Below are 24,973 nucleotides of genomic sequence, written 5' to 3' on the forward strand. Positions count from 1 at the left end.
CATTGCTCGACATCAAGATATCTCGTGACCGGCCCCCACTCGACAGGGCCCTGCCCGCCGTCCGCACGCCCGTCCCCGGCGGGGCACCCCCCGCGGTGGCTCCGGGAGCTACGGCAGCCGCGTCCGTGCCTCCCGCTGGTGCGGGATGCCGGAGTCGGGGAGGACGGTGTCGGGGTTGACGGCGTCGGGCAGGGATGACGCGCCCTGCTGGAGCGCCACCGTCCGGGTCGGCGCCGGAATCCTGATGGCCTCGTCCCGGTAGCGCCGGTGCAGCCGCTTGATGAACTCGTGCTTGATCCGGTACTGGTCGCTGAACTCGCCCACGCCGAGGATCACGGTGAGGCCGATGCGCGAGTCGCCGAAGGTGTGGAAGCGGACGGCGGGCTCGTGCTCGGGGACGGCCCCGGTGATCTCCGTCATCACCTCGGTGATCACCTCCGTGGTGACGCGCTCGACGTGCTCCAGGTCGCTGTCGTAGCCCACGCCGACCTGCACGAGCAGGGTCATCTCCTGCTCGGGGCGGGTGAAGTTGGTCATGTTGGTGCCCGCGAGCTGGGCGTTCGGGATGATCACCAGGTTGTTGGAGAGCTGGCGGACGGTCGTGTTGCGCCAGTTGATGTCGACGACGTAGCCCTCCTCGCCGCTGCTGAGGCGGATGTAGTCGCCGGGCTGGATCGTCTTCGACGCGAGGATGTGGACGCCGGCGAAGAGGTTGGCGAGGGTGTCCTGGAGCGCCAGCGCGACCGCGAGACCGCCCACGCCGAGGGCCGTGAGCAGCGGGGCTATGGAGATGCCCAGAGTCTGCAGCATGATCAGGAAGCCCATCGCCAGCACCACGACGCGCGTGATGTTGACGAAGATGGTGGCGGAGCCCGCGACGCCCGACCGGGACTGGGCGAGACTGCCCACGAGGCCGGTGATGACGCGGGCCGCGGTGACGGTGGCGACCAGGATGAGGACCACGGTCAGGACCCGGTTCACGTTCCGTCCGACCGATGCGGTCAGCGGCAGCGCCGTGGCCGCCGTCGCGATGCCCGCGGACACCGCCGCCCACGGCACGAGGGTCCGCAGCGCGTCGACGAGGACGTCGTCCCCGCTCCAGCGGGTGCGCAGCGCGTGCTTGCCCAGCCAGCGCAGCAGCATGCGCAGCAGGAAGGCCGTCGCGAGGCCCGCCGCCAGGGCGATGCCGGCGACGACGAGATCGTCCAGGGTCAGGGCGCGGTTCACCGGTCGCCTCCCGTACGGCCGAGGGAAGGGCTCGTGGGCCCGATGTGAAGTGTCGTCACTTGCCACCTGCTCGAATCCGGGAATGCACGATCGTGCCGGACGGGTGCGTGCCGTCCGGGACGACCGCTCATCCTGCCGCATCCGGCTGCCCGTCCGTCACCGGGCCTTCGGGTCACGGCCGTTCGATCCGCCGTACCGGCATCCGCGGCCTCGCTCCGGCTCAACTTCTGTCGTCCGCGCACGCTGTCGGCGCCGCGCCGTGTCCGCCGGGCTCAGACGACCTTCAGCCGCAGCAGGGCGCCCAGTGTCAGCGCCCCGGGCAGCAGCGGCAGCCAGACGGTGATGATCCGGTAGCCGAGGACCGCGGCGGTCGCCAGGGCCGCCGGGCTGCCCGCGGCCACGAGCGTGACGATCAGTGCCGCCTCGACCGAACCGATACCGCCCGGCACCGGCACGAGCGCGACGGCGACCGTGGCCGCCAGATACGCCACGGCCAGATGCGCGGGCGGCACCGGCACGTCCAACGCCCGCCCCACCGCTGCCAGTCCGGCGGCCTGGAGCGCCGGGAACGCCAGCGATCCGCCCCACAGGGCGCACGCACGGGCCGGGCGGACGTGCACGGAACGCGCCTCACGAAGCGCGGTCCGCAGGAACGAGCCGACGGCCGCGCGCAGCCGGCGGACGAGGAGCAGGACCGTGACCGCCGCGAAGAGGGCCACCGCCACGGCGAGCAGCAGGGGACCGGCCGCACTCGGCGGCACGAGGGTCCCCGGGCGCAGCGCGTCCGGAAAGGAGATCATCAGCACGAGCAGCAGGCCCACCCGGGTCACGGACTCCGCGAGCAGATACAGCGCCAGCGCGGCCGACGCGCGGGCCGGCGGGACACCGCACACCGTCATGAAGCGCAGGTTGACCGCGCTCGCCCCGAGGCCCGTCGGGAGCAGGTGGTTGGCCGCGCCCGCCGCGAACTGCGTGGCGAGCAGCCGGCCTGCGGGCAGCCGCTCGACGACCGCGCCCTGCCGGGTGAAGGCCGCGGCCACCCAGGTCAGACAGGTCGCCGCGGCGGCCACCGCCAGCCACGGCAGCTCGGCGCCCTCCAGGTGCCCGAAGCCCTCCTGGATCACGGCACGGTGGCGCACCGCCACCCACAGCACCAGGGCGAGCGGGAGCAGGCACAGCAACTGCCGGACCGGAACGCGTCGGGAGAGGGTGTCGGGAGGGCGTACGACGGCTGTCACACCCGGAGAGGTTTTCCACACCGCACCAACGTGGGGTTGCGGACGCGAGGACGGCGGCTGACACGCGGGGCAAGGCACGGAAGAACCGGGAGAGACCGCTGAACCGTTGACCTCAACGTTGCTTGAGGTCTTAACGTCTCTGTCATGAGTATGGAGACCACAGCCTGGATGCAACTGCACAGCGTCATGAACGCGCAGCAGGAGCGCCGCCCCTTCGCCCGCGTCACCCTGCGCCGCATCGCCGCCTTCGCCCGCCCGCACCGCCGCCGCATCGCCTGGTTCTTGGCGCTCAGCGTCGTCACCGCCCTGCTCGCCGTCGCCACGCCGGTCCTCGCGGGACGCGTCGTGGACGCCATCGTGTCCGGCGGCGACGAGAGCACGGTGACACGGCTCGCCGTGCTCATCGCGGTCATCGCCTTCGCCGAGGCGGCGCTCGGGATCGTCGGACGCTGGCTGTCGTCGACGCTGGGGGAGGGGCTCATCCTCGATCTGCGGACGGCGGTGTTCGATCATGTGCAGCGCATGCCGGTCGCGTTCTTCACACGTACCCGTACGGGCGCGCTCGTCAGCCGGCTCAACAACGACGTGATCGGTGCCCAGCGGGCCTTCAGCAACACCCTGTCCGGAGTCGTCGGCAACGTCGTGACCCTGCTGCTCACCCTCGCCGTGATGCTCACCCTGTCCTGGCAGATCACCCTGCTCGCGCTGGTGCTGCTCCCGGTGTTCGTGGTCCCGGCCCGCCGGATGGGCAGCCGGATGGCCAGGCTCCAGCGCGAGGCGGCGGACCTCAACGCCTCGATGGGCACCCGGATGACCGAGCGCTTCTCGGCACCCGGCGCGACCCTCGTCAAACTGTTCGGCCGGCCCGGCGACGAATCCGCCGAGTTCGCGGCCAGGGCCCGCCGCGTGCGGGACATCGGGGTGCGCACGGCGATGGCGCAGTCCGCGTTCATCACCGCACTGACCCTGGTGTCCGCCCTCGCCCTCGCCCTCGTGTACGGGCTCGGCGGCTGGTTCGCCCTGCGCGGCAGCCTGGAACCGGGCGCCGTCGTCTCGCTCGCCCTGCTCCTCACCCGCCTCTACGCCCCGCTCACCTCGCTCGCCGGGGCCCGCGTGGAGGTCATGAGCGCACTCGTCAGCTTCGAGCGCGTCTTCGAGGTCCTCGACCTGAAACCCCTCATCGAGGAGAAGCCGGACGCCCGCGAGGTCCCGGAGGGCCCGGTGTCCGTGGAGTTCGAGGACGTCCGCTTCGCCTACCCCTCCGCCGACAAGGTCTCCCTCGCCTCGCTGGAGGAGGTCGCCGCCCTCGACACGCGCGGCGGTGCCGAGGTCCTGCACGGCGTCTCCTTCCGTGCCGAACCCGGCCGGACCGTCGCGCTCGTCGGGTCCTCCGGCGCCGGCAAGTCCACCATCGCCCAGCTGCTGCCGCGGCTGTACGACACCGACGAGGGCGTCATCCGCATCGGCGGCGTCGACGTACGCGACCTGACTGCCGAGTCGATGCGCGCGACCCTCGGCATGGTCACCCAGGACGGGCACCTCTTCCACGACTCGGTGCGGGCCAACCTGCTGCTCGCCCGTCCCACCGCGAACGAGGACGAACTGTGGGGCGTCCTGCGCCGCGCCCGACTGGAAGATCTCGTCCGGTCCCTGCCCGACGGTCTCGACACGGTGGTCGGCGAGCGCGGCTACCGGCTCTCCGGCGGCGAGCGCCAGCGCATGACCATCGCCCGGCTGCTGCTCGCCCGGCAGCGCGTCGTCATCCTCGACGAGGCCACCGCCCACCTGGACAACACCTCGGAGGCGGCCGTCCAGGAGGCGCTCGCCGAGGCGCTGGAGGGACGGACGGCCGTGGTGATCGCCCACCGCCTGTCGACCGTGCGGGCAGCCGACGCCATCCTCGTCGTCGAGGCCGGACGGATCGTGGAGCGCGGGACGCACGACGAACTGCTGGCGGCGGACGGCCGGTACGCAGAGCTGTACCGGACGCAGTTCGCCAAGGCGGGCACTGCCCGCGACGGCGGGACGGACCGGGCGGACACGGCCCCCGGGGAGACGCCCCGGACCGTGGTGGTCTGAGTCCCGCGACAGTGGGGGCAGAGGTGTGTGCGCCAAATGACGTGTGATCTTCGTACAAACAGCGCGTGTTAGCCTGCCCGCGATCAAGATCAAATGTGTACGGGGGGAGGCACGGTGGGCTTGGACGGCTACCAGGTCAGGGCAGGCATGACCGGGCAGGCCCAGCAACTCGACGACGCCGGCACGGACATGGACGGCGTCGCCTCGGCCGTCAAGTCCCGCACGACGTACTCGTACGGCGATGTCGGCGGCGAGGACGCCGCGTCGGCGCTGAACGCGTTCGTCAAGGCCTGGGAGGCGGAGGCCAAGACCCTGGCGTCGGCGTTGCACGAGCTCGGTGGCAAGGTGCAGTTGGCCAAGAAGACCTACCACGGCACCGACGGCCTGGTGAAGACGCACGCGGACAGCGTCACCGTAGGCGGCGCGAGCAGTCTCACCGACACATCGGCGCAGGGCGGGCGCACCTCCGCCCTGTCGAGCTACTGAGGAGCGGGCCGGTGTCGTTCTTCTCCTCTCCCTTCGACTCCCCTTCCTTCCGCCTAGCTCTGCTCGCCGGGCTGTCCAAGAGCATGCTCGGTGCCGGCAGCAAGAACGAACTCCTCGACCTGATCGACGACGCCCTCTCGGTGCCCGTACCGGGCGGTGACGAAGGCGTACTGGAAGGCCTGGCACAGCTCTACCGCGGCCAGGTCGACCACGTCGGCAGTGTCTTCGACCAGGTCGACCGGGTGGGCCGCAAGGGTCTTCCGGAGGTGTGGGTCGGCGACACGAGCGTCCTCGCCTCCGACGTGGTCAACGCCGCCGGGCGGTCCGTGACCCGGATGGGCGAGGCGTTCCGGGGGTGCGCGACGGTGCTGCTGACGCTGGCCGACGCGATCGGCGCCGCGCAGCGCAAGGACGAGCAGGGCCGCGGCCAGCTGCTGGAGCAGAAGAAGACGCTCGGCGGCAAGGACGGTTTCTTCGACGACCTGCACGAGAACGACGAGGAGGAGTGGGACCGCAAGAACGCCGCCCACTTCGGCTCCTACGCGGTCGACCTGATGCACGCCGCCGTCTCCGAAGCGGAGGAGGCCACCCGCGTCGCGGCCCGGGACCTGAACAAGTGGGCCACGGAGGCACGGGCCGGGAAGCTGGAGACCAGCGAACTCACCGCCGTCGACAAGCTGATGCTCGCGGACACCGGCGTCGCGGGCGCCGACACCGAGCTGAACGAGGTCCTCACGGCCGACGACCTGGCGCGCGCGTCGACGCGTATGGACCTGCTGAGCCTCGACGACGAGATGGCCATGCAGCGGATGCTGGCGAAGTCGGACAGCCCGCAGGAGCGGGCCTACCTGATGAAATCGCTGGCCGCCGGCCACAGTGTCGCCGAGATCGGGAAGTTCCAGGACAAGATCCACGGCAAGGACCCCGACTGGCTGCGCCGGCACCTCACTCCGGTGGTCACCGCCGCGGACGGCATGAACGACGAGGGTCTGGCGCCGGACGGCTCGAACAACAACAAGGACTACGTCACGTTCGACGGCCAGCGGTGGGTCCAGGGCGGCAACGGCACCGAGGGCACCTGCGTGGCCTCGTCCACCGTCACGTCCCGCGCCATGGTCGACCCGCTCTACGCGCTCGACCTCACCGGCGGCCCCGACGGGCAGCAGGACGACCCCAACGCCTTCAAACAGCGCCTGGTGGCCGAACAGCACCGGCTGCACACCGAGGGCGACGGCGGTGAGAACTGGGGCGGTATGGGGCCCGAGGGACAGGAACGGATCAACGACACCACCGTCGGCAGTGCCACCGGCAGTGACTACCAGCGCCAGGACCTGAACAGCGCCGCCGACCGCAGGGCGGTCCTCACCGAGGTCGAGAAGTCGGTGGCGCAGGGGCGGCCGGTGCCGGTCGACGTCTCGGGCAAGGAGGGCGCCCACGCCATGACCATCATCGCCCAGGAGGGTGACAAGCTCCAGGTGTACAACCCCTGGGGCTCGACCACCTGGGTCAGCGAGGACGACTTCATCAACGGCCACATGGGCAAGGCATCCAAGAGTGAACTCCCCAATGCGTACAGCGTCTATCTCCCGCGGTAGCAGGGGCGGTGCCGCGATCACGGCGGCGGCTCTCCTCGCGCTAGCCACGGGGTGCGGCTCGGGCACCGACGAGCCGGCCGGCGGCTCCGCGGACACCGCGAGCCACTCCACGGGCACCGCGGGCCGCCCGGCCGGCCGGCCGGTTACGGACACCAGCATCACTGCCGAGCCGGGCGAGCGCTTCACGCTCACCGTCGACCAGAACGCCTCCACCCGCGAGTACTGGTACCTGGTCGACCCCGAGCCCGACAGCTCGGTGCTGGTCAGCCGCGGCCGCAACTACGCGTCGGACTCGGGCGACGAGCCGATGCCCGGTGCCGGCGGCCGGCTCACCTTCGCCTTCGAGGCCAAGGGCAGGGGGACCACCCGGTTCACGCTGCTGCACTGCAAGTCCACCACCTGCCAGGGCAACACCGCCACCGTGCCTCCCGAGACGACCGGACCCTCCGCCACCCCGACCACGGGGTCGACCACTCCCTCCCAGGCCCCCGAACGCATCACGTACACCGTCACCGTCAACTGAGCCGCGGCGGACCAGCCCGATGAGACGAGACACTCGAATCCCAGCCATGAACGACGACGCCCCGCACCAGCAGGACCGCACGGACCAAGACGCCCCGCACCAGCCGGACCGCAGGGACGAAGAGGCCCCGTTTCTGTCAGACCGCAGGGACGAAGGCGTCCCATACCCGCCGGACCGCACGGACGACGACGCCCCGTTTCCGCCGGACCGCACGGACGACGAGCTGGTCCGGCTCGACGTCACCGTCCTGCTGCGTTACGGCCTCACCGCCCCGCCCGGCACCCGGCGCACCGCCCTGTTCGGCGACGGCGCCGCGGCCGCAGCCGTCGTCCTCGACCGCCTCGGCACCGAGCCGCGCTCCGTCGCCTTCCTCGCCGACACCGTGCGCGCCGGCGGACTCGCCCGCGCCGCGGAACTGCCCGAGCCGCTGCCCCGCCGGGAGGCGGCCGTCCTCGTACGGGAGTGGCTGCGGGCCGGCACCGAACTCGTGGGCGGGACCGCCGCCGACGACACGGCGGCCACCTGGCTGCGCGCCGTCGCGACCATCATCGAACTGAAGCAGCTGACCCGGGCGCGGGGGCGGAGTACGTAGGCTGAGCAGCCGATCCGAGTAGGGCGGTGGGTGTGGGGCCACCGAGCGGCGGCGTGTTGTGAGCTTTGCGGCCGCAGTCTTCGGATCCTGGCGTCACTGAGAGAAACGACTTCAGGAGCGGGCGATGGACGGCGAGATCCAGCTGATCAGTGACGATGACGGGCTGATGGTGATCGGGAACGCGGCCGATGTCGACCGCTTCCTCATCTCGGAGGGGCTGTCGTCGTCGAAGGATCTCGGTCCGCAGTGGCTCAAGTCCGTCTTCGGTGCCGGATCCGCAGTCGCGCAGGCGGCTTCGGAGATTGCCGGGAGCTCCGGTCGCTGGGTGAAGTTGACGCCGAAGTCGGCGCAGCTCGTCAGGAAGTACGGGCTGAGGGAAAGCTCGAAGACCGGTTTCGGCACGGGTGTGTTGAAGGGGCAGAAGGGCCAGATCAGGGGATTCGTGGAGTTCGTGAAGGGACCCCAATCGTTTCTGACCAACCCGGCGGCTCTCGCCAATGCCGCGAAACTCATGTCGCAGGTCGCGATGCAACAGAGCATGGAGGAGATCACCGACTACCTCGCCGCGATCGACGCGAAGGTCGACGACGTGTTGCGCGCCCAGAAGGACACTGTGCTGTCCCGCATGATCGGAGTGGGCATCGTCATCGACGAGACCATGACCATCCGCGAGAAGCGGGGCAGGGTCGACGAGACCATGTGGTCGAAGGTGCAGGACGCGCCGACGGCGATCGCGGAGACCCAGGTGTACGCCTTGCGCCAACTCGACGTGATCGCGGAGAAGATGGAACGGCAGTCCAAGATCGGTGATCTCGCCGCGACGGTCAGGGATGCCGAGTCCCCGGCTCGGGAGTGGCTCGCCGTTCTGGCTCGCTGCTTCCAACTGCAGGACGCGATCGCCGTGCTCGAACTCGACCGGGTGCTGGACACGTCCCCGCAGGAGCTGGACGCTCATCGCCTCGGACTGAAGGCCGCCCGGCAGGACCGGCAGGAACTCATATCGCGGAGCACCGAGCGACTGGTGGCCCGGATGAAGGCGGTCGCCGGCACGGCCAACGCCAAGGTGCTGCTGCACCCGACCAAGTCCCCGGCCGTGGTGCAGTCGAGCAACAATGTCGCGATCGGCGTCCATGACTTCCACGAGCGGCTCGGGATCGGGTCCGGTCGCCGGTCGTCGGAAGCGAGACGATGGGTGGACGCGGCCACCGAGGTGAGGGACAAGGCGCTCGAGACAGGAGCGAAGGGCGTCGATGCCGCCAGAAGCCGCGGCAAGGTGACCCTCGACCGGGCCGGCTCGGTCAAGGGCAAACTCTCCAGTGGGATCGCCGAGCGAGCCCGCCGCCGACGCGGGGACGAGGAGGAAGCGCAGGGCAGGACGGAGTGAGTGCTGACGCCACGTGCCCACCGATCCGGGCCGAGATCCGCGCCCGAACAAACGCCCCGGCGAAGTCGTGCGATCGAGACGGAACAGGTCAGCCGTCGATCCGCAGATCCGGCAGTGCCGGAGTCGGCAGGCCCAAAGCTCGCGCAAGCACCCTCGTGACGTCCTGGGCGTGGTCGGGCAGTTGTCCGGCGGCCCAGACCGCGACCAGGTGCAGGAAGTCGATCAGATCGCGCTCCACCCCGGCGAGAGACTGCCGCAGCCCAGCTACCTGAACCTCGGTCACGGGACTGTCTGCCCGGTCCGCGTCCACGGTCAGGCGGACGACATCCCCGACGCGCTCAGCGACCGGAGAAGGATCGTGGCCGAAGGACGCCCACCCTTCCCCGTCGAGGACTTCGAACCAGTCGCCGCGCTCCTCGAGGCCGTTGCAGCACCCCGGAAGCAACGTGAAGCCGGTGCCGGTGTCCGTCACGCGCAGACCGCCCGGTACATAGACGCAGTCCGTCGTGAACAGCCCGTGCAGGAGCCCGTCGATCGGGTTCACGGATGCCGAAGGGCGTGCGTCCTCGGGCGTGACGGAGTTGCGGTGGGCGATGCTCACCAACGCCGTGCCGATCTCGGCGGGAGCGAGTCCGTCGTGGAGCGGCAGGAAGTCGTACGGCGCGACGTCGGCGACGGGCCACAACGTGAAGTCAGGCGGCGGAAGTACTTCCAGAACAGGGCGCGACACGATCATGCGAGAAGTGTGCGGGCCCCTCCGCCGACTGCCGTCCACCAGGCGTGGGAGACCTGACAGTTCAGGCTCCGGCCCACCTCCCGGGCAGAGCCGCCACGGCGGGGCTCGACGCCGTCGCCCGGGTCAGGCCTGTCGCCTGCCGTGGGCGAACCATGTGGCCTCTATCTGGTCCGGCAGGACTCCCGCTTGTTGTGCGTGGTCATGGGCGAGAGCCAGATACCGGCTGTAGCGCGGCGTGGTCCAGCCCCCTCCGCGCCACTTCTCGCCGGGATCGGATGTCCGCAGCGTCAGGGCGACGAAACGGTCCAGAATCAGCGGACGCAACAGCCCCGCGCACTGCTCGTGACCGGCGAAGTACAACACCTTTGTGAAGAACGCCGGACCCAGGAACCTGATCCGGTGCCAGTTGTTGAAGGCGTGGTACGCCGCGACGGCGCCCTCTTCCCGAAGGATGCCCAACGCGGCCTCCAGACGCGCGTCGATGTCCCGGGGCGAGGACTCCGCGAAGATGCGTGCGCGCCGCGCGACGGACTGGGCTTTGGTTCCGGTACCCCAGACGAGGGCTGCGGTCAGAAGGTGGCGTCGGCCTGCGACGGTCTCCGAGCGTAGGGCGATGCCGAAGACCGTACGCCGGTCGACCCTCGTTCGGCCGGCCACCGTTGGGCAGTCGTCGAGGTCCGCGGGCCACCAGTCGGAGCCGGGCAGGAGAGGCAGCCAACGGGCCCGGTCGAAGGGGATCTTCTGGCCGAGCACCTCGTCGCGGCCGGGGATCGCAGTGCCATCCGGCATCACAGCCGCTGTGTCCGCGCTCATGGTCCGAGTGTCGCGCATCGCATCATCAACACCTCATCATCGGGACGGTGGAACCAACGGCGCGGGCCATACTGGGGGCATGCTCGTTCCCAGCGGTCAGCTCTCGCCGCTCCAACAACACCTGTTGCAGGAACTGGATCTGTGCGACCTCCCGGCTCCCGAAAGCGAACCGGAGTCCTACCTGGCTCGTAATCTCGACACGGACGAGATCCGGGACGCCCTGCCCACCCTGTTGTGGGCCGGACTGGTGGAGCAGCGAGGTGGTGACACGGGCGGCCTCGCGCTCACCCCGCTCGGAGCGGCGGCTCTGCGCGCGGCGGAGTGCGACGCACTGGCGGCTCGCCTGAGCGCCGTGGCGTCCTTCGCCGACACCGTGTCCATGGGCGCGGCGCCCCGCCCCGCCGGGCTCGCCCTGAGACGACTCGCGGAGGGGACATGGACCCTGGAGCAGGCGAGATCCTACGTCCGCACGGGTGAGACAGGCGCCGACGGCTCATGACCTGTCCGCCTGGCCGAAGTCCAGGACCACACGGCGACGGGCGCGAGTCGCCCCGGGCTGCGGCGGGAGCACGCCCGCCGAAGTGAGGTCGGTGACGCTGATGACCGGCGACCCCACGATCTTCATGGTGAGCGACTGCTGGGCGGGTGCGAGGTCGACCAACCGCCGCAGGACGGACAACAGGTCGATCAGTTCCTCGGTCCACTTGCTCGGCCAGGACGTGACGTGGAGGTCGTCGAGCGGGCTGGTCTTCCGGCTGGTGGGGGAGGCCTTCCGGTAACCGAACCACTTCTTGACGACGTTCATCCCGCCGACTTCGTAGTTCCAGACCTCGGGCGGGACACCGGTGAAGGCACCCGGTCCCACGCGCAGGGTGCCGGTCTCCGTGTCGTAGTCGAGCGTGTCCGGCACGGCGGAGCCAATCCCCGTCTCGTACCGCACTTGCCGCGGGTCTCCCGACGGAAAGGCGACGTTCTCCTGGCCGGCTGGAGGGCTGCCGACATCGCCGTAGGTCGCCGCCCACAGGAATTCGCGGCCGACCCGGACCGCTTCACTCCACAGCACCGAGTCGCGCGTGAGAGGCAAGCGGAGACCAGGGGTGAGCAGTTCCTCGGCGAAGTGCTCCGTGAAGGCACTGTGTCCGGCGACGGCCACGGCGTAGGCGGCGAGGTCGTGCACGGTCACGTCGTCCGAGCCCAGGGCACCCGCCAAATACCGGAGCAGTCCGGTGGGCACGTTGGCGCCGCCGTCGGGATGAAGCACGGGGTGCACCCTGCCACCTCGGCCGTTGAAGTGATGGGTGTCCGGAAGCAGCGCGGTCGCCACCAGTGCGGGGCCGCTGCCTATCTCATGGCTGCTCTGCTGATTGAGGAACACCTGCCCCGGCTGTAAGGACTCCCATAGGTCGGGCCGTGGGAAGTCGAGTGCCCGGTTGTCGGCGATGAGCCACTGACGGTCGAAACTGCGCATGGCTATCCGCGCCAACTGCGGTCGTGTGTCCGTCTCTTGCTCCATGCTTCGGTCGCGGTGGGGGAAACCTGGCAGGGCCGCTGGCCGTGTGCTGAGCCGACGGTCTCGTGTCTCTTTGAACAGGACGGCTTTGGCCTCGGGGTCCGCCTCTGCGCTGACACGCGCCCAGCGACGAACGAGGACTGATGCCGAGGGCGAAGTGACCCATGACCGGTTTGCCTTGCTGCCCGGACTGCCCCATGGGAAGAGCGCCTCCAGCGCCGGGTACTCGTCCCAGCCCGACGAGGAAACCGGAGTGAACGGCCGCACCTCCCGCGCATGTGCGTCCCGCCAGCCCCCGTCATCCAGAGTCACCCCCCGGAGCTGAGCGAATTTGTCCGCCCGCCTGCCCTGCAGAGCCCGGTAGTGGACGCGCGCCGGGCGGCCGGGGTCGTGATCCGCCCGCCGTACGAACACGCAGATCGACAACGGCTGGGCGACACGGGGGAACACGCGGGTGGCCACGTCGGACCGCTGCCCCTCCGGCGACAGGTTGATGATCCACCCCTCGTCGCACGTCCTTCGCAGATAGTCGCGCATGCCCCGCCCGGCGGGACCGGTGGCGAACGCCGACGGGGTGATGAAGCAGACGACGCCGTGCCGGTCGTCCGCATGGGCGTCGAAGACCTTCCAGGTGGCCCAGCGCCAGAAGTAGACGTACAGGTTCTTCAGCGCGTGCTCGTAACGGCCGTTGCCCGGATACCGGAAGTCGTCCAGGGGAGGACGGCCCTGGCCCTTCACCCGTTTCTCGATCCAACCGCCGCGGTTCTCCGCCTTGTCGTCGTACGGCGGATTGGAGATGACCACGGTGACCGGGACGTTGGCCTTGACGTGGTTGGCGCGGGCGCGTGACACGGAGAGGGCCGCGTACGTCGAGGCGAGTTGCTCCTCCTGGACATAGGGGTCGTCGAGCGTGTCCGTGACATGGAGGTTGAGCCCGCCCGGTGGGAGTGGGGCGCCGTGCTTCTTCAACAGGTCGGCCGCCCGAAGTTCGGCGACAGCGAACGGGCCCATCTGGAGCTCGAACCCGTACAGCCGCTCGGCGAGCCGGCCGATCGCGTCGGGTGCCATGGCCTCGCCGTGCCGCTCGGCCGCCTGCCGCGCCACCCGCTCGATGACGGTGTGCAGGTATGTTCCGGTGCCCATCGCGGGGTCGACGATGTGCACGCTCTCGTCGCCGTAGCCGCGTGCCTTGCCCAGGCGGGTGCGCAGTACCTCTTCGGCGAGCCGGACCATCTCCTCGACGACTTGGTGCGGGGTGTAGTACGAGCCGCTGCGCTGGCGGAGGCTGTCGTCATAGACGGAGAGGAACGATTCGTAGAGGTGGAGGTAGGCATCCCGGTTGCCGTGTCGGATGGTCTCCCAGTCGACGCCCCGCGACGGTGCGGGCAAGGAGGTTCAAGGTCACTTCGAACCGCTCGTTGACGTTGTCAGTGAGCAGCTGAAGGGCTTTGCCCATCAGAGCGTGGCCCGCGTGGAGGCGGCGGCCGATCTCGTGGAAGCTCGTGCCGGTGACCGGGATGTCCTCGGTGCGGGCGAGGAGCAGCGCGAAGGTGACCGTCTGGGCGTAGCCGTCGGCAAAGGTCGCATCGTCGGCGGTGGGGAAGAGGTATTTTCGCCAGTCGCTTCGGAGACCGGTGAAAGGGCGGTCGGCGGCGGAGCCGTCCGCGTTCAGCCCCTCTTCGGCCCGTAGTTGCTCCCGTACGGCCTCGCGCAGCAGGCGGCACAGTGGAGCGAGGTGCTGGACGAGTACCGAAACACGGCGGATCTGCGGCGGCTCCCAGCAGAGCACCGTCTGTGCCAGCGCGTCGAAGGCGGCGAGGTCGACGGCAGTCAGTCTCTCCCCGGCGCTCCTCAAAACCCCCGACAGCACGACCTCCTCACCGATCTGCACGCCGTACTGGAACACCCGCCAGTGGGTGCCGTTGGTGTAGAGCAGGTTGGGGAGGTCGCGCAGGCGTTCCCACTGCCTCTTGTCGTGACCGGTGAAGGAGTCGGGGTCGATGCTCTTCGCGGGTCGCTTCACCTCGATATAACCCGTCACGTCCGTGTTGACGCGCACCGCGTAGTCGGGTCGTACTCCCAGGTGCGGTATGCGGGTCTCCGGATACCAGCTGACCTCGGGCCGGGCTCGGTGCACAGCGATGGTCCGGAACAGCTGTTCCAGAGGGCTGCGGATGGCTGCTTCGCGGTCACCGGGGCCCATCAGGTTCCGCTTGCATTCGGCGCCGAATTCGGAAACTGCTTCTTGGAGCCACTGAAGACGTGCGTCAGCCATGGATCGTCCCCCATCCCCCCGGCCCCGGACGAGATACTGGACCAGCCCCTCCCGGTGAGTATGGGACAGCACATCCCAAATGGGCAGGGGCGTGCAGGAGTTCGGCCGAGGCGACGGTGCGCCCCACAGCAGTTGTCCGCCGGACGCCCGCGCGGACCGGGCCGGTCTCCAGGGCGTGACGGAAGGCCGCCGTGTCGACGTGGGCTCTGACGGAGGTGGCGGGGAAGGCGTGAGCCGATGTCTGACCTCTGCCTGTCTTTCGCCCGGCTAGCCATGCTCTCGGGTTGCAGAGCAGGGTCCGCAACACCCTGATGGTTCGCCGGAACAGTCAGCAACGAGTCGGTGTGAGGGCTCGAACACCCGCCGACAGCTGACCGGACAAGCGAACCGTTGTAGTCTCCGGAGATCGCCCTTGACCCGCAGAAGCGGGCAGGGAGCTGACAAAATGGGAGCTCTCCATGTTCCGCACCATGTTCAAGTCCAAGATCCACCGCGCCACCGTCACCCAGGCCGACCTGCACTACGTGGGATCGGTGACCATCGACGCCGATCTGCTCGACGCCGCCGATCTGCTGCCCGGCGAGCTCGTGCACATCGTCGACATCACGAACGGTGCCCGCCTCGAGACGTACGTCATCGAGGGGGAGCGCGGCTCGGGTGTCGTCGGGATCAACGGGGCCGCCGCCCACCTCGTGCACCCCGGCGATCTGGTGATCATCATCAGCTACGCTCAGGTGACCGACGCCGAGGCGCGGACACTCCAGCCCCGGGTCGTGCACGTGGACCGCGACAACCGCATCGTCGCCCTGGGTGCCGATCCGTCCGAGCCGGTGCCGGGCTCGGACCAGGAGCGCAGTCCGCAGGCCGTCCCGGCCTGAGCCGCACTCCGTCGTCCGGGTCCGCACCCCATCCCGAGAGGTGTGCTCCATGAGCGACATCGAGATCCGCGACGACCGGGACGCCGGCCGCCTGGCGGCCTTCGCCGGGGACGAAGTGGTCGGCCGCATCGAGTACTTCGTCCTCGACGCCCCCGAGCGCGCCCTCGTCCCCGTGCACACGATTGTGGAACCCGAGCACGAGGGCCGGGGTATCGCCGGCTCCCTCGCGCGCGAGCTGTACGCCCTCTCGGGACGCGAGGGCGTCCCGGTCGCGCCGCTGTGCCCGTACGTCGTCAAGTGGGCCGCCCGCCATCCCGAGGAGGCCCCGGCCGCCTCGCCGGAGCTGGTACAGGCCGCGAAGGACTGGTTGACGGCGCACCCGGAGCGGTTCTGATGACGCAGCCCCGCCCGCTCGCCCTGCTGCACACCTCGCCCGCGCACATCCCTGTCTTCGACGCGCTGCGCGACGAGTCCCACCCGGGTCTGGAGTTGCGGCATCTCGTGGCCGAGGACCTGCTCGCCCGGGCCCGCGCCCAGGGCCCGGACGCGGTCGCCGACGACGTACGGGCAGCAGTCGGGCGGGCGGTCGCCGAGGGGGCGGGAGCCGTGCTCTGCACGTGCTCGACCATCGGCGAGGTCGCCGAGGCCTCGGGCGCCGCGGTGCCCGTCCTGCGTGTGGACCGGCCGATGGCCGCCGCCGCGGTGGCGGCGGGCCCCCGCGTCGTCGTCCTCGCCACGGTGGAGAGCACCTTGGCGCCGACGGTCGCCCTCGTCGAGCAGGAGGCCCGGCGCGCCGGACGCCCGGCCGACGTCCGCACCCTCCTCGTCGACGGCGCCTTCGCCCGTTTCGAGGCGGGCGACACGGACGGGTACGCCCGCGCCGTCGCCCAGGCCGCCGACTCGGTCACCGACGCCGACTCGATCGTCCTCGCCCAGGCGTCCATGGCGCCCGCGCAGCACCTGACGACGACCGCCGTGCCGGTGCTGTCGAGCCCTCGTCCGGGACTGGCCGCGGGAGCGGCCGCGGTGCGCCGGGGGTGACGGGGCCTCCGCTCCCGAAGCGAACGCTCCCCGGTCGGCCCGCCTCACCCGGTCGGCCCGCCTCACCCGGTCGGCCCGGCTCACCCGGTCGGCCCGGCTCACCCGGTCGGCCCGGTTGCCCCGGTTGGCCCCACCTGGTCGTCTTCCGTGCGGCGACGGGGTGACTGCGGGCGCCGGGGCCGGGTACGCGGGGGAAAAGTCCAGGGCCGATGAACCGACTGGCTGGAGGACACATGACCGAGCCGTTCCCCACACCCGTGCCGCCGAGCCCCACGCCGGGGCCGGTCCCCGACCCGCAGCCGTTCCCCGACCCGGCTCCGCCGAACCCGACCCCGCCACCGGGTCCGGGCCCCGGTCCGCAGCCCTCTCCGGAGCCGTCGCCGTCGCCCGTTCCGAAGCCGCCGGGGCCCGACCCGGTCCCCGAGCCGGAGCCGCAGCCGGGACCGCTCTCCTGACGGACGACCGGGACGGCCGGGCGCCCCCGGGTGACCCGGACGACTCCGGATGCCCCGGGCGACCCCGGGCGAGGAACCCGCGCGGCCCCTCGACCGGCGCGACGCTGGCGTCCGCTCACCCCGCACGCCGTGGGCGACCGCTCGACCCGCTCGACCCGCACGACGCGCGCTCGACCCGCACGACGCGCGGTCGACCGGTGCGACCCGGGCGACCGCTCGCCGGCGCGACCGGACGACGGCGCTGCCGTACCCGCGCGTACGGCACCCCGTACCCGCGCGTACGGCACCCCGTACCCGCGCGTACGGCACCCCGTACCCGCGCGTACGGCAACCCCGTACCCGCGCGACCCCCTACGCCTCGACCTCCGACCGGTCCCCGCCCCACAGCGTGTGGAACGAGCCCTCCCGGTCCGTGCGCCGGTAGGTGTGCGCACCGAAGAAGTCCCGCTGGCCCTGCGTGAGGGCGGCGGGGAGCCGCTCGGCGCGCAGCGCGTCGTAGTAGGCGAGGGCCGCCGCGAAACCTGGCGTCGGCACACCCTGGAGGGTCGCCGCGACGAGGACCTCGCGCCAGTTGTCCTGCGCCGCTGCGATCTCCTGCGCGAACGTCTCGTCGGACAGCAGGCTCGGCAGGTCCGCCCGGGCGTCGTAGGCCGCGCGGATGCGGTCCAGGAAGGCGGCGCGGATGATGCAGCCGCCACGCCAGATGGAGGCGACCGCGCCGAGGTCGATGTCCCAGCCGTACTCCTCGCTGCCCGCGCTGATCTCGTGGAAGCCCTGGGTGTACGACACGATCTTCGAGGCGTACAGCGCCTGCTCCACGCGGTCCGCGAAGGCCGCCGCCTCGGCGTCCCCGAGCCGGGTGGCCTTCGGGCCGGCGAGACCGCGGGAGGCGGCCCGAAGGTCGGCGTGTCCGGACAGCGAGCGGGCGAAGACCGCCTCCGCGATGCCGGACACCGGGACCCCGAGGTCCAGGGCGATCTGGACGGTCCAGCGGCCCGTGCCCTTCTGCTCCGCCCGGTCCTGGACGATGTCCACGAACGGCTCGCCCGTCGCCTCGTCCACGTGGGAGAGGACCTCGGCGGTGATCTCGATCAGGTACGAGTCGAGGCGTCCGGTGTTCCAGGTGCGGAAGATGTCGGCGATCTGCGCGGGGGAGTACCCGGCCACGTCGCGCAGCAGCTGGTAGGCCTCGCCGATGAGCTGCATGTCGGCGTACTCGATGCCGTTGTGCACCATCTTGACGAAGTGCCCGGCGCCGTCGGGACCGACGTGCGTCACGCACGGCGAGCCGTCGGTGGCCTTCGCGGAGATCTTCTCCAGCATCGGGCCCAGCGACTCGTACGACTCCGGGGAGCCGCCGGGCATGATGCTCGGCCCGTGCAGCGCCCCCTCCTCGCCGCCGGAGATGCCCGTACCGACGAAGTGGATGCCCTGCTCGCGCAGCTCGCGCTCCCGGCGGCGGGTGTCCGCGAAGTGGGCGTTGCCACCGTCGATGATCATGTCCCCGGGCTCCAGGAGCGGGGCGAACTCCTGGATCACCGCGTCCGTGGGTTCGCCGGCCTTGACCATGATCACCAGACGCCGCGGACGTTCCAGGGCCGCCACGAAGTCCTTCGCGGTCTCGGCCGCCACGAAGTCCCCCTCGTGCCCGAACTCCGCCACCAGGGCATGCGTCTTCGCGGCGGTCCGGTTGTGCACGGCGACCGCGTAGCCGTTGCGCGCGAAGTTGCGGGCGAGGTTGCGGCCCATGACCGCGAGACCCGTGACGCCGATCTGCGCTGAAGTGCTCATAGGTGTGACTCCTGAGAATTCTGTTGTCGCTGATGCCGGTCGTGCTCGTCAGTATTGCGCTCCGGCCATCCTGACTCGCCAAGGGTGTGTACGCAGGAGAATGCGTCGGGCCTCATCGGGCGGCACCGTCCGGCACCATCGGATTTCGGCCAGGTGGCCCACCGCTGACCTCAGCACCTCTTGAAACGGCAACAGCACGGCCGATTGCCGCCTTGTCACGGTCTGTTCGCGGCACTTACTTTTGCCGCTCCTGACAGGTGTCGAGGGGGGCTTCATCATGGCCGTGCGCGGGCGGCATCGCCGGTACCAGCCGAACAGGATCAACCGGGCCTCGCTCACCGTCACGGCGGGCGGTGCCGGGATGGCGATCCCGCTCATCGGCGCCGGCGTCGCGGACGCGGCCGACGTGGGGACCTGGAACAAGGTCGCGGCCTGCGAGTCCACCAGCAACTGGAGCATCAACACCGGCAACGGCTATTACGGGGGACTGCAGTTCAGCCAGTCCACGTGGGAGGCGTACGGCGGCAAGGTCTTCGCCGGGCGGGCGGACCTGGCCACCAAGGGCCAGCAGATCGCCGTCGCCGAGAAGGTGCTCAAAAGCCAGGGGCCGCGGGCCTGGCCGGTGTGCTCCGTTCGCGCGGGTCTCACCCGCGGCGGCGGCACACCCGCCGTCGACACCTCACCGCGCACGCCCCCGCGCACCGTCCGGGACGTGCAGCCGCAGACCACGCCCCAGTCGCAGGCGGGCACCGCGCGGATGTACACCGTCGTCCAGGGCGACACCCTCTCCGGGATCGCCGACTCGCGGCGGGTCCAGGGCGGCTGGCAGCGGCTGTACGAGGCCAACCGCGCGACCGTGGGCGCCGATCCCGACCTGATCGTCCCCGGCCAGCGGCTGGACCTGCGCGCCAAGTCCCCGACGCACACCGCCGGTACGACCGCGCCCGCCCGCAGGCCCGCGGCGAAGCCCGCCCCGAGGAAGCCGGCGCCCCGCAAGGCCGATCCGCAAAAGACGTCCTCGGACACGGCGACGAAGACCCACACCCTCGTCGCGCCCGTGAGCGCGGCGACCGGCACGCCGTACCGCGCCGCCGGGTCGTCCTGGTCGAAGGGCTACCACACCGGCGTCGACTTCCCCGTCGCCACCGGGACCTCGGTCAGGGCGGTCGGGGCCGGCCAGGTCGTCAGCGCCGGCTGGGGCGGTTCGTACGGCTACCAGGTGGTGATCCGGCACGCCGACGGGCGCTACAGCCAGTACGCCCACCTGTCGGCGATCTCCGTGCGCGGCGGGCAGAGCGTGACGGGCGGGCAGCGCATAGGACGCTCCGGATCGACGGGCAACAGCACGGGACCCCATCTGCACTTCGAGGTGCGCACGGGGCCCGGCTTCGGCAGCGACGTCGACCCGGTCGCCTATCTGCGAGCGGGCGGCGTCAGGATCTGACGCGGGTCCGCCGGTGGTTGCGGTGGGGCAGCGGTACGTACGGAGCGCCGTAGAAGGGGCTCCAGTAGCCCGGCACCTCGTCGTCGGACGCATCCCGGTCGTCGTGCGCGCTCCCCGGGGCGGACACCGCGACCGGGACGAGGACGTCCTCCGGGAGCGTCACGCAGGGGAAGACGTCCGCGGGAGCCGCGGCGACGGGCTGGTCGGGAAGCCGCGCCAGCAGTTCCTCGACCAGGTCCGACGCGGCCAGTGCCTCCGGCCCGGGCAGCGCTCCCGGCCCGGCCTGCGCCTCCCGGTCGACCAGGGCGTCCGGCCCCAGGAGCACGTCCGGTCCGCTCAGCACGTCCGGTCCGGCCAGCGCGGCCGAGGCGCGTGACGCGTGCGTGCCGACGACCGCCTTCGGTCCGGCGAACGTGTCCGGGACGCTCACGTCCGTGCTCTCCACCCCCGGCGCCTCCGGCGCCCCGGCCGCCTCCGCCCCGGCACCCCGGGCCGCGGGGACCCCGGCCGTGACGGGCGTGCCCGACGGGACGGGCTGCGCGTCCGTGCCCCGGCCGCCGCCGAGCCGCTCCGTGGTGAGCAGGATCAGACCACCCGCGGCGACGACCCCGCAGCCCAGCGCCAGCACCGTCCCCGTCGTCCCGTAGCGGAAGGTCTCGCCGAACATCGTGATGCCCACGGCCGCCGCCACGACCGGGTTCACCACCGTCAGCGTGGCGAGCGGGGCCGCGAGGCCACCGCCCCGGTAGGAGGCCTGCGACAGCAGCATGCCGGCCGTGGCCAGGACCGCGATGACGGCCAGGGACGGCAGGTCCGCGAGGGAGACACCGCCGGTCCAGTCCACCGCGACGGTCTTCGTGAACACCGACGAGATGCCGAAGGCGAGACCGGCCGCGACCGCGAGGAGCACGGAGCGCACCGCCGGGTGACGGTGTGCCGCGCGGGCCGCCACCATGAGCGCCACCACCGCGCCGCCCGTCACCAGCGCCAGGACCACCCGCTGGGCGCCGCCCAGGGACTGCGAGTCGGCCGTGCCGACCAGGGACAGGAGACCCGCGAGGCCGACCGTCGCCATGATCGCGCCGCGCCAGGCGGTCGACCCGGCCCGGCGGCCGACGAAGAGGGCCGCCATCGGCAGCGCGAACACGATCGTCAGCGCGCCGAGCGGCTGCACGAGGCTCAGCGGACCGTAGGCGAGTGCCACCACGTGCAGCAGCCCGCCGAGGCCGTTCAGTGCGACGGCGGCCCACCAGCCCGGCCTGCGCAGCGGCGCGTACGTCTCGTCCGGGGACGTCACCGCGACCTGCTCCTGGACGATCGCCCCGCCCGCGTAGGCGACGGCGGAGACGAGCGAGAGCAGCACGGACAGCGAGAGGGCGTTCACGAGTCCCTCCTCTGCGTGCTGCGGGGGCGCGGTGCCCGGCGCGACGTACGGTCGGCTTCCATGGTTACAACGATGCCTCGCGAATCAGTCCATGTCGTCGTCCTTGAGCAGTCATTGAGTCCTACTGCCGATGGAGTAGAGCGGGGCCGCCGTCCTCCCCAGGGTGGGTGACACCGGACGCCTCCCCGGGGGTGTCACCCCCTAGGGGCCTTGGTACTACTGCTCTTCGTGGACCTCGACCCCGACCTCGCAGACCTCGACGCCCTCGGCGGCTTCTTCGTACTACGCACCGGCGTAGCGCCGGGCCGCGCGCTGCCGACGCTCGCGCGGGCGTACGCGGACCCGACGGCCGTCGGCCAGGAGGTCTACGGGGATCCGGTAATTTTCCGTGTCCGGAAAGTGGCGCGGAGTCTCGGGGCGACGGAGACGCGGATCGCGGTGTCGGTGGCGCACCAGGGACTCGTGGCCCGGCTGTGGTCCGTCTCCCTCGGCGCCGCCGCGCTGTACGGGCGGGTGCCCGACCTTGACGCGCGTCGGCTGCGGTGGGATCCGGACGGCGGCGCTCCGCGGGATCTCTGGCTGTCCGAGGTGCGGGCGCTGCCCGCGGAGGCGCTCGGCGAGGTCGTGACGGAAGGACACCTGGTGCCGCTGGCGGCCGCCCTGCACGCCAGGTACACGATCTCCGCCCGTCTGCTGTGGGGCAACGCGGCTTCCGCACTCGCCGGCGCGGTGCGGCAGCTCGACCGCTGGGCGCGGGCGAACGGCCGTCCGGAGGTCGCGGCACGGGCCCGCGCGCTCGCGGGTCCGCTCCTCGCGCACCCCGGTCTGTCCGGCACGCTGGACAGGAGCACGCTCCGCCGCCGCAGCTGCTGTCTCTACTACCGGCTGCCCGGCGGGGGCCTGTGCGGCGACTGCTGTTTCGACCGCCCGCCCCGGCCGGCGGGGAGCGGTTCCCGGCCACCGCGCTCTTCCCCGGGGGCCACTTCTGGGTGACCATGGAATCCGACTGCGACGACAAGGGGTTCTGGGTGCGTGTGGGGCTGCTGACGCGGGAGTATCCACCCGACGTGTACGGCGGTGCGGGGGTGCATGTCGAGTTCCTCGCCCGCGAGTTGAGGTCCCTCGTCGACCTGGACGTGCACTGCTGGGGCGAGGGCGCCGCCGGCGGAGTCGTACGGCACCGGCCCTGGCCCGCGCTGGACGGCGCCAACGACGCGCTGCGCACCTTCTCCGTGGACCTGGCCATCGCCGCCGCCCTCGAAGGCCGCGACCTCGTCCACTCGCACACCTGGTACGCCAACCTCGCCGGCCACTTCGGCAAGCTGCTGTACGGCATCCCCCACGTGATGACCGCCCACTCCCTGGAACCGCTGCGCCCCTGGAAGGCCGAGCAGCTCGGCGGGGGTTACGCCCTGTCGAGCTGGGCGGAGCGCACCGCCGTGGAGTCCGCGGACGCCGTGATCGCCGTGTCCGCAGCGATGCGCGAGGACATCCTCACCTGCTACCCCGCCCTGGACCCGGCCAAGGTGCGCGTCGTCCACAACGGCATCGACACGTCCCTCTACCGGCCGGACCACGGCACGGACGTCCTGTCCCGCGTCGGCCTCGACCCGGACCGCCCGTACGTCCTGTTCGTCGGCCGCATCACGCGCCAGAAGGGCGTGCCCCATCTGCTGCGCGCGGTACGGGACATCGACCCGGCCGTCCAGGTGGTGCTGTGCGCGGGCGCCCCCGACACCCCGGAGATCGACCGGGAGTTCCGCGACCTCTTCCGGGAACTGAGCGGCGTACGCGAGGGAGTGCACTGGATCCCGCAGATGCTGCCGCGCCCGGACGTGATCCAACTCCTCACGCACGCCGCCGTGTTCGTGTGCCCTTCGGTGTACGAGCCGCTCGGCATCGTCAATCTGGAGGCGATGGCCTGCGGCACGGCCGTGGTGGCCTCCCGGGTCGGCGGCATCCCGGAGGTCGTCGACGACGGCCGCACCGGCGTACTCGTCCCGGTCGAGGGCGACTTCGAGGCACAGCTCGCGCGTGCCCTGGACTCGGTGCTCGCCGATCCGCAGACGGCGCGGCGGATGGGGGAGGCCGGACGGGAGCGCGCCGTGCGGGAGTTCGGCTGGGACGCGGTCGCCCGCAGAACCGTCCAGTTGTACGAGGAAGTCCGCAAACCGGGGTAGCCGTGGGGCAGGCGTAGTCGAGAAACCGGAGCCGGCTCTGCGACAGGGGCGGCCCGACCGGGCGTAGAGGGGCGGCGGAATGCGGCGCGGTGGACCTTCGGTGCTGGGAATCGTACTGGCGGGCGGAGAGGGCAAGAGACTCATGCCCCTCACCGCGGACCGTGCGAAACCCGCGGTGACCTTCGGCGGGACGTACCGCCTCGTCGACTTCGTGCTCTCCAATCTCGTCAACGCGGACATCCTGCGCATCTGCGTCCTGACGCAGTACAAGTCGCACTCGCTGGACCGGCACGTGACGACGACGTGGCGGATGTCGAGCCTCCTCGGCAACTACGTCACTCCCGTCCCCGCCCAGCAGCGCCTCGGCCCGCGCTGGTATCTCGGCAGCGCGGACGCGATCCTGCAGTCGCTCAACCTGGTCCACGACGAACAGCCGGACTACATAGCGGTGTTCGGCGCCGACCACGTGTACCGCATGGATCCGCGGCAGATGCTGGAGCAGCACATCGAGGGCGGCGCCGGGGTGACCGTCGCAGGCATCCGGATCCCGCGCGCCGACTCGTCGGCGTTCGGGATCATCACGCCCGGCTCCGACGGGCAGACCGTGCAGGGCTTCCTGGAGAAGCCCGCCGACCCGCCGGGCCTCGCGGACGACCCCGAGTGCGTCTTCGCGTCCATGGGCAACTACATCTTCTCCACCAAGGCCCTGATCGAGGCGCTGCACCGGGACGCCGAGGACGAGAACTCCGTGCACGACATGGGCGGTTCGATCCTCCCCATGCTCACCGAGCGCGGCGAGGCGCGGCTGTACGACTTCAGCGAGAACCACGTCCCCGGCGAGACCACCCGGGACCAGGGCTACTGGCGTGACGTCGGAACCCTCGACGCCTACTACGACGCCCACATGGACCTGATCGCGGAACGCCCCACCTTCAACCTCTACAACCGCAGCTGGCCCATCTACACCCACTCCGGGCAGCTCTCCCCGGCGCGGTTCAACGCCGGCGGCATCGCCAGCGAGTCGATCATCAGCGCGGGATGCCTCATCCGCGGCCAGGTCACCCGTTCCGTGCTCTCGCCCGGCGTCGTCGTCGACCCGGGAGCCGTCGTGCAGAACTCGGTCCTGCACGACAACGTCCACATAGGGCGGGGAGCGGTGGTGCGCGGCGCGATCCTCGACAAGAACGTCGAGGTGCCCCCCGGCGCGACGATAGGGGTCAATCCGGAGCGGGACGCGGAGCTCTACACCGTCTCGAAGGCCGGAGTGATCGGCCTCGGCAAGGGGCAGCGGGTCCCGTAGCGCGGCGGTGGACGGGGCGGGGCCGGGACGGCCGGCGCGGGC

21 protein-coding genes and 2 pseudogenes are annotated in these 24,973 nt (G+C 71.2%); 15 read left to right on the plus strand and 8 right to left on the minus strand.

Annotation, left to right across the window (positions count from 1 at the left end; translation table 11 throughout):
- Positions 1-108 precede the first annotated feature (108 nt).
- Positions 109-1,227: a mechanosensitive ion channel family protein gene (locus AC0ZLC_RS16170; protein ID WP_476752652.1), complete on the minus strand. Its 1,119-nt coding sequence runs from the start codon at positions 1,225-1,227 to the stop codon at positions 109-111.
- 272 nt (positions 1,228-1,499) lie between these two features.
- Complete coding sequence (locus tag AC0ZLC_RS16175; protein WP_476752653.1) at positions 1,500-2,465, minus strand: lysylphosphatidylglycerol synthase transmembrane domain-containing protein; 966 nt, start codon at positions 2,463-2,465, stop codon at positions 1,500-1,502.
- Between the two features lie 150 nt (positions 2,466-2,615).
- On the opposite strand from AC0ZLC_RS16175, the gene AC0ZLC_RS16180 reads away from it, so the two are divergent.
- From AC0ZLC_RS16180 to AC0ZLC_RS16205, 6 genes are all read left to right on the plus strand, one after another.
- The gene (locus AC0ZLC_RS16180; protein ID WP_476752886.1) at positions 2,616-4,544 is read left to right on the plus strand and encodes an ABC transporter ATP-binding protein; all 1,929 of its coding nucleotides are present in this window, start codon (positions 2,616-2,618) and stop codon (positions 4,542-4,544) included.
- Between the two features lie 114 nt (positions 4,545-4,658).
- On the plus strand, positions 4,659-5,030 hold the full coding sequence (locus AC0ZLC_RS16185) for a hypothetical protein (protein ID WP_476752654.1): 372 nt from the start codon (positions 4,659-4,661) through the stop codon (positions 5,028-5,030).
- 11 nt (positions 5,031-5,041) lie between these two features.
- Positions 5,042-6,625 carry a peptidoglycan-binding protein gene (locus tag AC0ZLC_RS16190; protein WP_476752655.1) on the plus strand — a complete coding sequence of 528 codons (1,584 nt, stop codon included), beginning with the start codon at positions 5,042-5,044 and terminating at the stop codon, positions 6,623-6,625.
- Positions 6,597-7,148, plus strand: a complete 552-nt coding sequence (locus AC0ZLC_RS16195; RefSeq protein ID WP_476752656.1) for a protease inhibitor I42 family protein — start codon at positions 6,597-6,599, stop codon at positions 7,146-7,148. Before AC0ZLC_RS16190 ends, AC0ZLC_RS16195 begins: the two co-directional genes overlap by 29 nt.
- A 46-nt stretch (positions 7,149-7,194) precedes the next feature.
- Positions 7,195-7,740, plus strand: coding sequence for a hypothetical protein (locus AC0ZLC_RS16200; RefSeq protein WP_476752657.1), 546 nt, complete (start codon positions 7,195-7,197; stop codon positions 7,738-7,740).
- A 124-nt stretch (positions 7,741-7,864) separates the two neighbouring features.
- On the plus strand, positions 7,865-9,124 hold the full coding sequence (locus AC0ZLC_RS16205; protein WP_476752658.1) for a hypothetical protein: 1,260 nt from the start codon (positions 7,865-7,867) through the stop codon (positions 9,122-9,124).
- A gap of 88 nt (positions 9,125-9,212) precedes the next feature.
- Here the strand turns inward: AC0ZLC_RS16205 and AC0ZLC_RS16210 are convergent, their stop codons facing one another.
- Positions 9,213-9,860 (minus strand): hypothetical protein, encoded by a 648-nt coding sequence (locus AC0ZLC_RS16210; RefSeq protein ID WP_476752659.1) that lies wholly within the window; start codon positions 9,858-9,860, stop codon positions 9,213-9,215.
- Between the two features lie 123 nt (positions 9,861-9,983).
- Positions 9,984-10,673 carry an 8-oxoguanine DNA glycosylase OGG fold protein gene (locus tag AC0ZLC_RS16215; protein ID WP_476752660.1) on the minus strand — a complete coding sequence of 230 codons (690 nt, stop codon included), beginning with the start codon at positions 10,671-10,673 and terminating at the stop codon, positions 9,984-9,986.
- Positions 10,674-10,752: 79 nt separating this feature from the next.
- On the opposite strand from AC0ZLC_RS16215, the gene AC0ZLC_RS16220 reads away from it, so the two are divergent.
- A complete protein-coding gene (locus tag AC0ZLC_RS16220) occupies positions 10,753-11,172 on the plus strand; it encodes a hypothetical protein (RefSeq protein ID WP_476752661.1) in 420 nt (139 codons plus the stop codon).
- Here AC0ZLC_RS16220 and AC0ZLC_RS16225 read toward each other — a convergent pair.
- Together AC0ZLC_RS16225 and AC0ZLC_RS16230 are read right to left on the minus strand one after the other, a co-directional pair.
- Entirely contained in the window at positions 11,167-13,572 is a 2,406-nt protein-coding gene (locus AC0ZLC_RS16225) for a type ISP restriction/modification enzyme (RefSeq protein ID WP_476752662.1), read from the minus strand. The two genes, AC0ZLC_RS16220 and AC0ZLC_RS16225, sit on opposite strands and share 6 nt — an antisense overlap.
- Complete coding sequence (locus AC0ZLC_RS16230; RefSeq protein WP_476752663.1) at positions 13,475-14,458, minus strand: hypothetical protein; 984 nt, start codon at positions 14,456-14,458, stop codon at positions 13,475-13,477. The genes AC0ZLC_RS16225 and AC0ZLC_RS16230 overlap by 98 nt, the downstream gene beginning before the upstream one ends.
- A gap of 458 nt (positions 14,459-14,916) precedes the next feature.
- Here AC0ZLC_RS16230 and panD point away from each other — a divergent pair, with 458 nt between their 5' ends.
- The 3 genes from panD to AC0ZLC_RS16245 are packed head-to-tail and all read left to right on the plus strand — an operon-like array spanning position 14,917 to position 16,377.
- Positions 14,917-15,336, plus strand: coding sequence for an aspartate 1-decarboxylase (gene panD, locus AC0ZLC_RS16235; RefSeq protein ID WP_476752664.1), 420 nt, complete (start codon positions 14,917-14,919; stop codon positions 15,334-15,336).
- 49 nt (positions 15,337-15,385) lie between these two features.
- Positions 15,386-15,730, plus strand: a complete 345-nt coding sequence (locus AC0ZLC_RS16240; RefSeq protein ID WP_476752665.1) for a GNAT family N-acetyltransferase — start codon at positions 15,386-15,388, stop codon at positions 15,728-15,730.
- Positions 15,730-16,377, plus strand: coding sequence for an arylsulfatase (locus tag AC0ZLC_RS16245; protein WP_476752666.1), 648 nt, complete (start codon positions 15,730-15,732; stop codon positions 16,375-16,377). Before AC0ZLC_RS16240 ends, AC0ZLC_RS16245 begins: the two co-directional genes overlap by 1 nt.
- Positions 16,378-17,183: 806 nt before the next feature.
- Here AC0ZLC_RS16245 and gndA read toward each other — a convergent pair.
- Complete coding sequence (gene gndA / locus AC0ZLC_RS16250; protein WP_476752667.1) at positions 17,184-18,623, minus strand: NADP-dependent phosphogluconate dehydrogenase; 1,440 nt, start codon at positions 18,621-18,623, stop codon at positions 17,184-17,186.
- Positions 18,624-18,900: 277 nt separating this feature from the next.
- Between gndA and AC0ZLC_RS16255 the strand changes: the two are divergent.
- A pseudogene (locus tag AC0ZLC_RS16255) lies at positions 18,901-19,546 on the plus strand (transglycosylase family protein); the annotation flags it as partial.
- 122 nt (positions 19,547-19,668) lie between these two features.
- A pseudogene (locus AC0ZLC_RS16260) lies at positions 19,669-20,067 on the plus strand (M23 family metallopeptidase); the annotation flags it as partial.
- Here AC0ZLC_RS16260 and AC0ZLC_RS16265 read toward each other — a convergent pair.
- Positions 20,057-21,451 carry a DMT family transporter gene (locus tag AC0ZLC_RS16265; protein ID WP_476752668.1) on the minus strand — a complete coding sequence of 465 codons (1,395 nt, stop codon included), beginning with the start codon at positions 21,449-21,451 and terminating at the stop codon, positions 20,057-20,059. The pseudogene AC0ZLC_RS16260 and the gene AC0ZLC_RS16265 overlap by 11 nt on opposite strands.
- Positions 21,452-21,661: 210 nt before the next feature.
- Here AC0ZLC_RS16265 and AC0ZLC_RS16270 point away from each other — a divergent pair, with 210 nt between their 5' ends.
- The 3 genes from AC0ZLC_RS16270 to glgC all read left to right on the plus strand — a co-directional run bounded on the left by AC0ZLC_RS16270 (position 21,662) and on the right by glgC (position 24,931).
- A complete protein-coding gene (locus AC0ZLC_RS16270) occupies positions 21,662-22,444 on the plus strand; it encodes a (2Fe-2S)-binding protein (RefSeq protein ID WP_476752669.1) in 783 nt (260 codons plus the stop codon).
- 35 nt (positions 22,445-22,479) lie between these two features.
- On the plus strand, positions 22,480-23,631 hold the full coding sequence (gene glgA, locus AC0ZLC_RS16275) for a glycogen synthase (protein WP_476752887.1): 1,152 nt from the start codon (positions 22,480-22,482) through the stop codon (positions 23,629-23,631).
- Positions 23,632-23,710: 79 nt separating this feature from the next.
- A complete protein-coding gene (gene glgC, locus AC0ZLC_RS16280; protein WP_476752670.1) occupies positions 23,711-24,931 on the plus strand; it encodes a glucose-1-phosphate adenylyltransferase in 1,221 nt (406 codons plus the stop codon).
- The last annotated feature ends 42 nt before the right edge of the window (positions 24,932-24,973 follow it).

It is taken from the genome of Streptomyces sp. GLSS-08 (genome assembly GCF_056387915.1).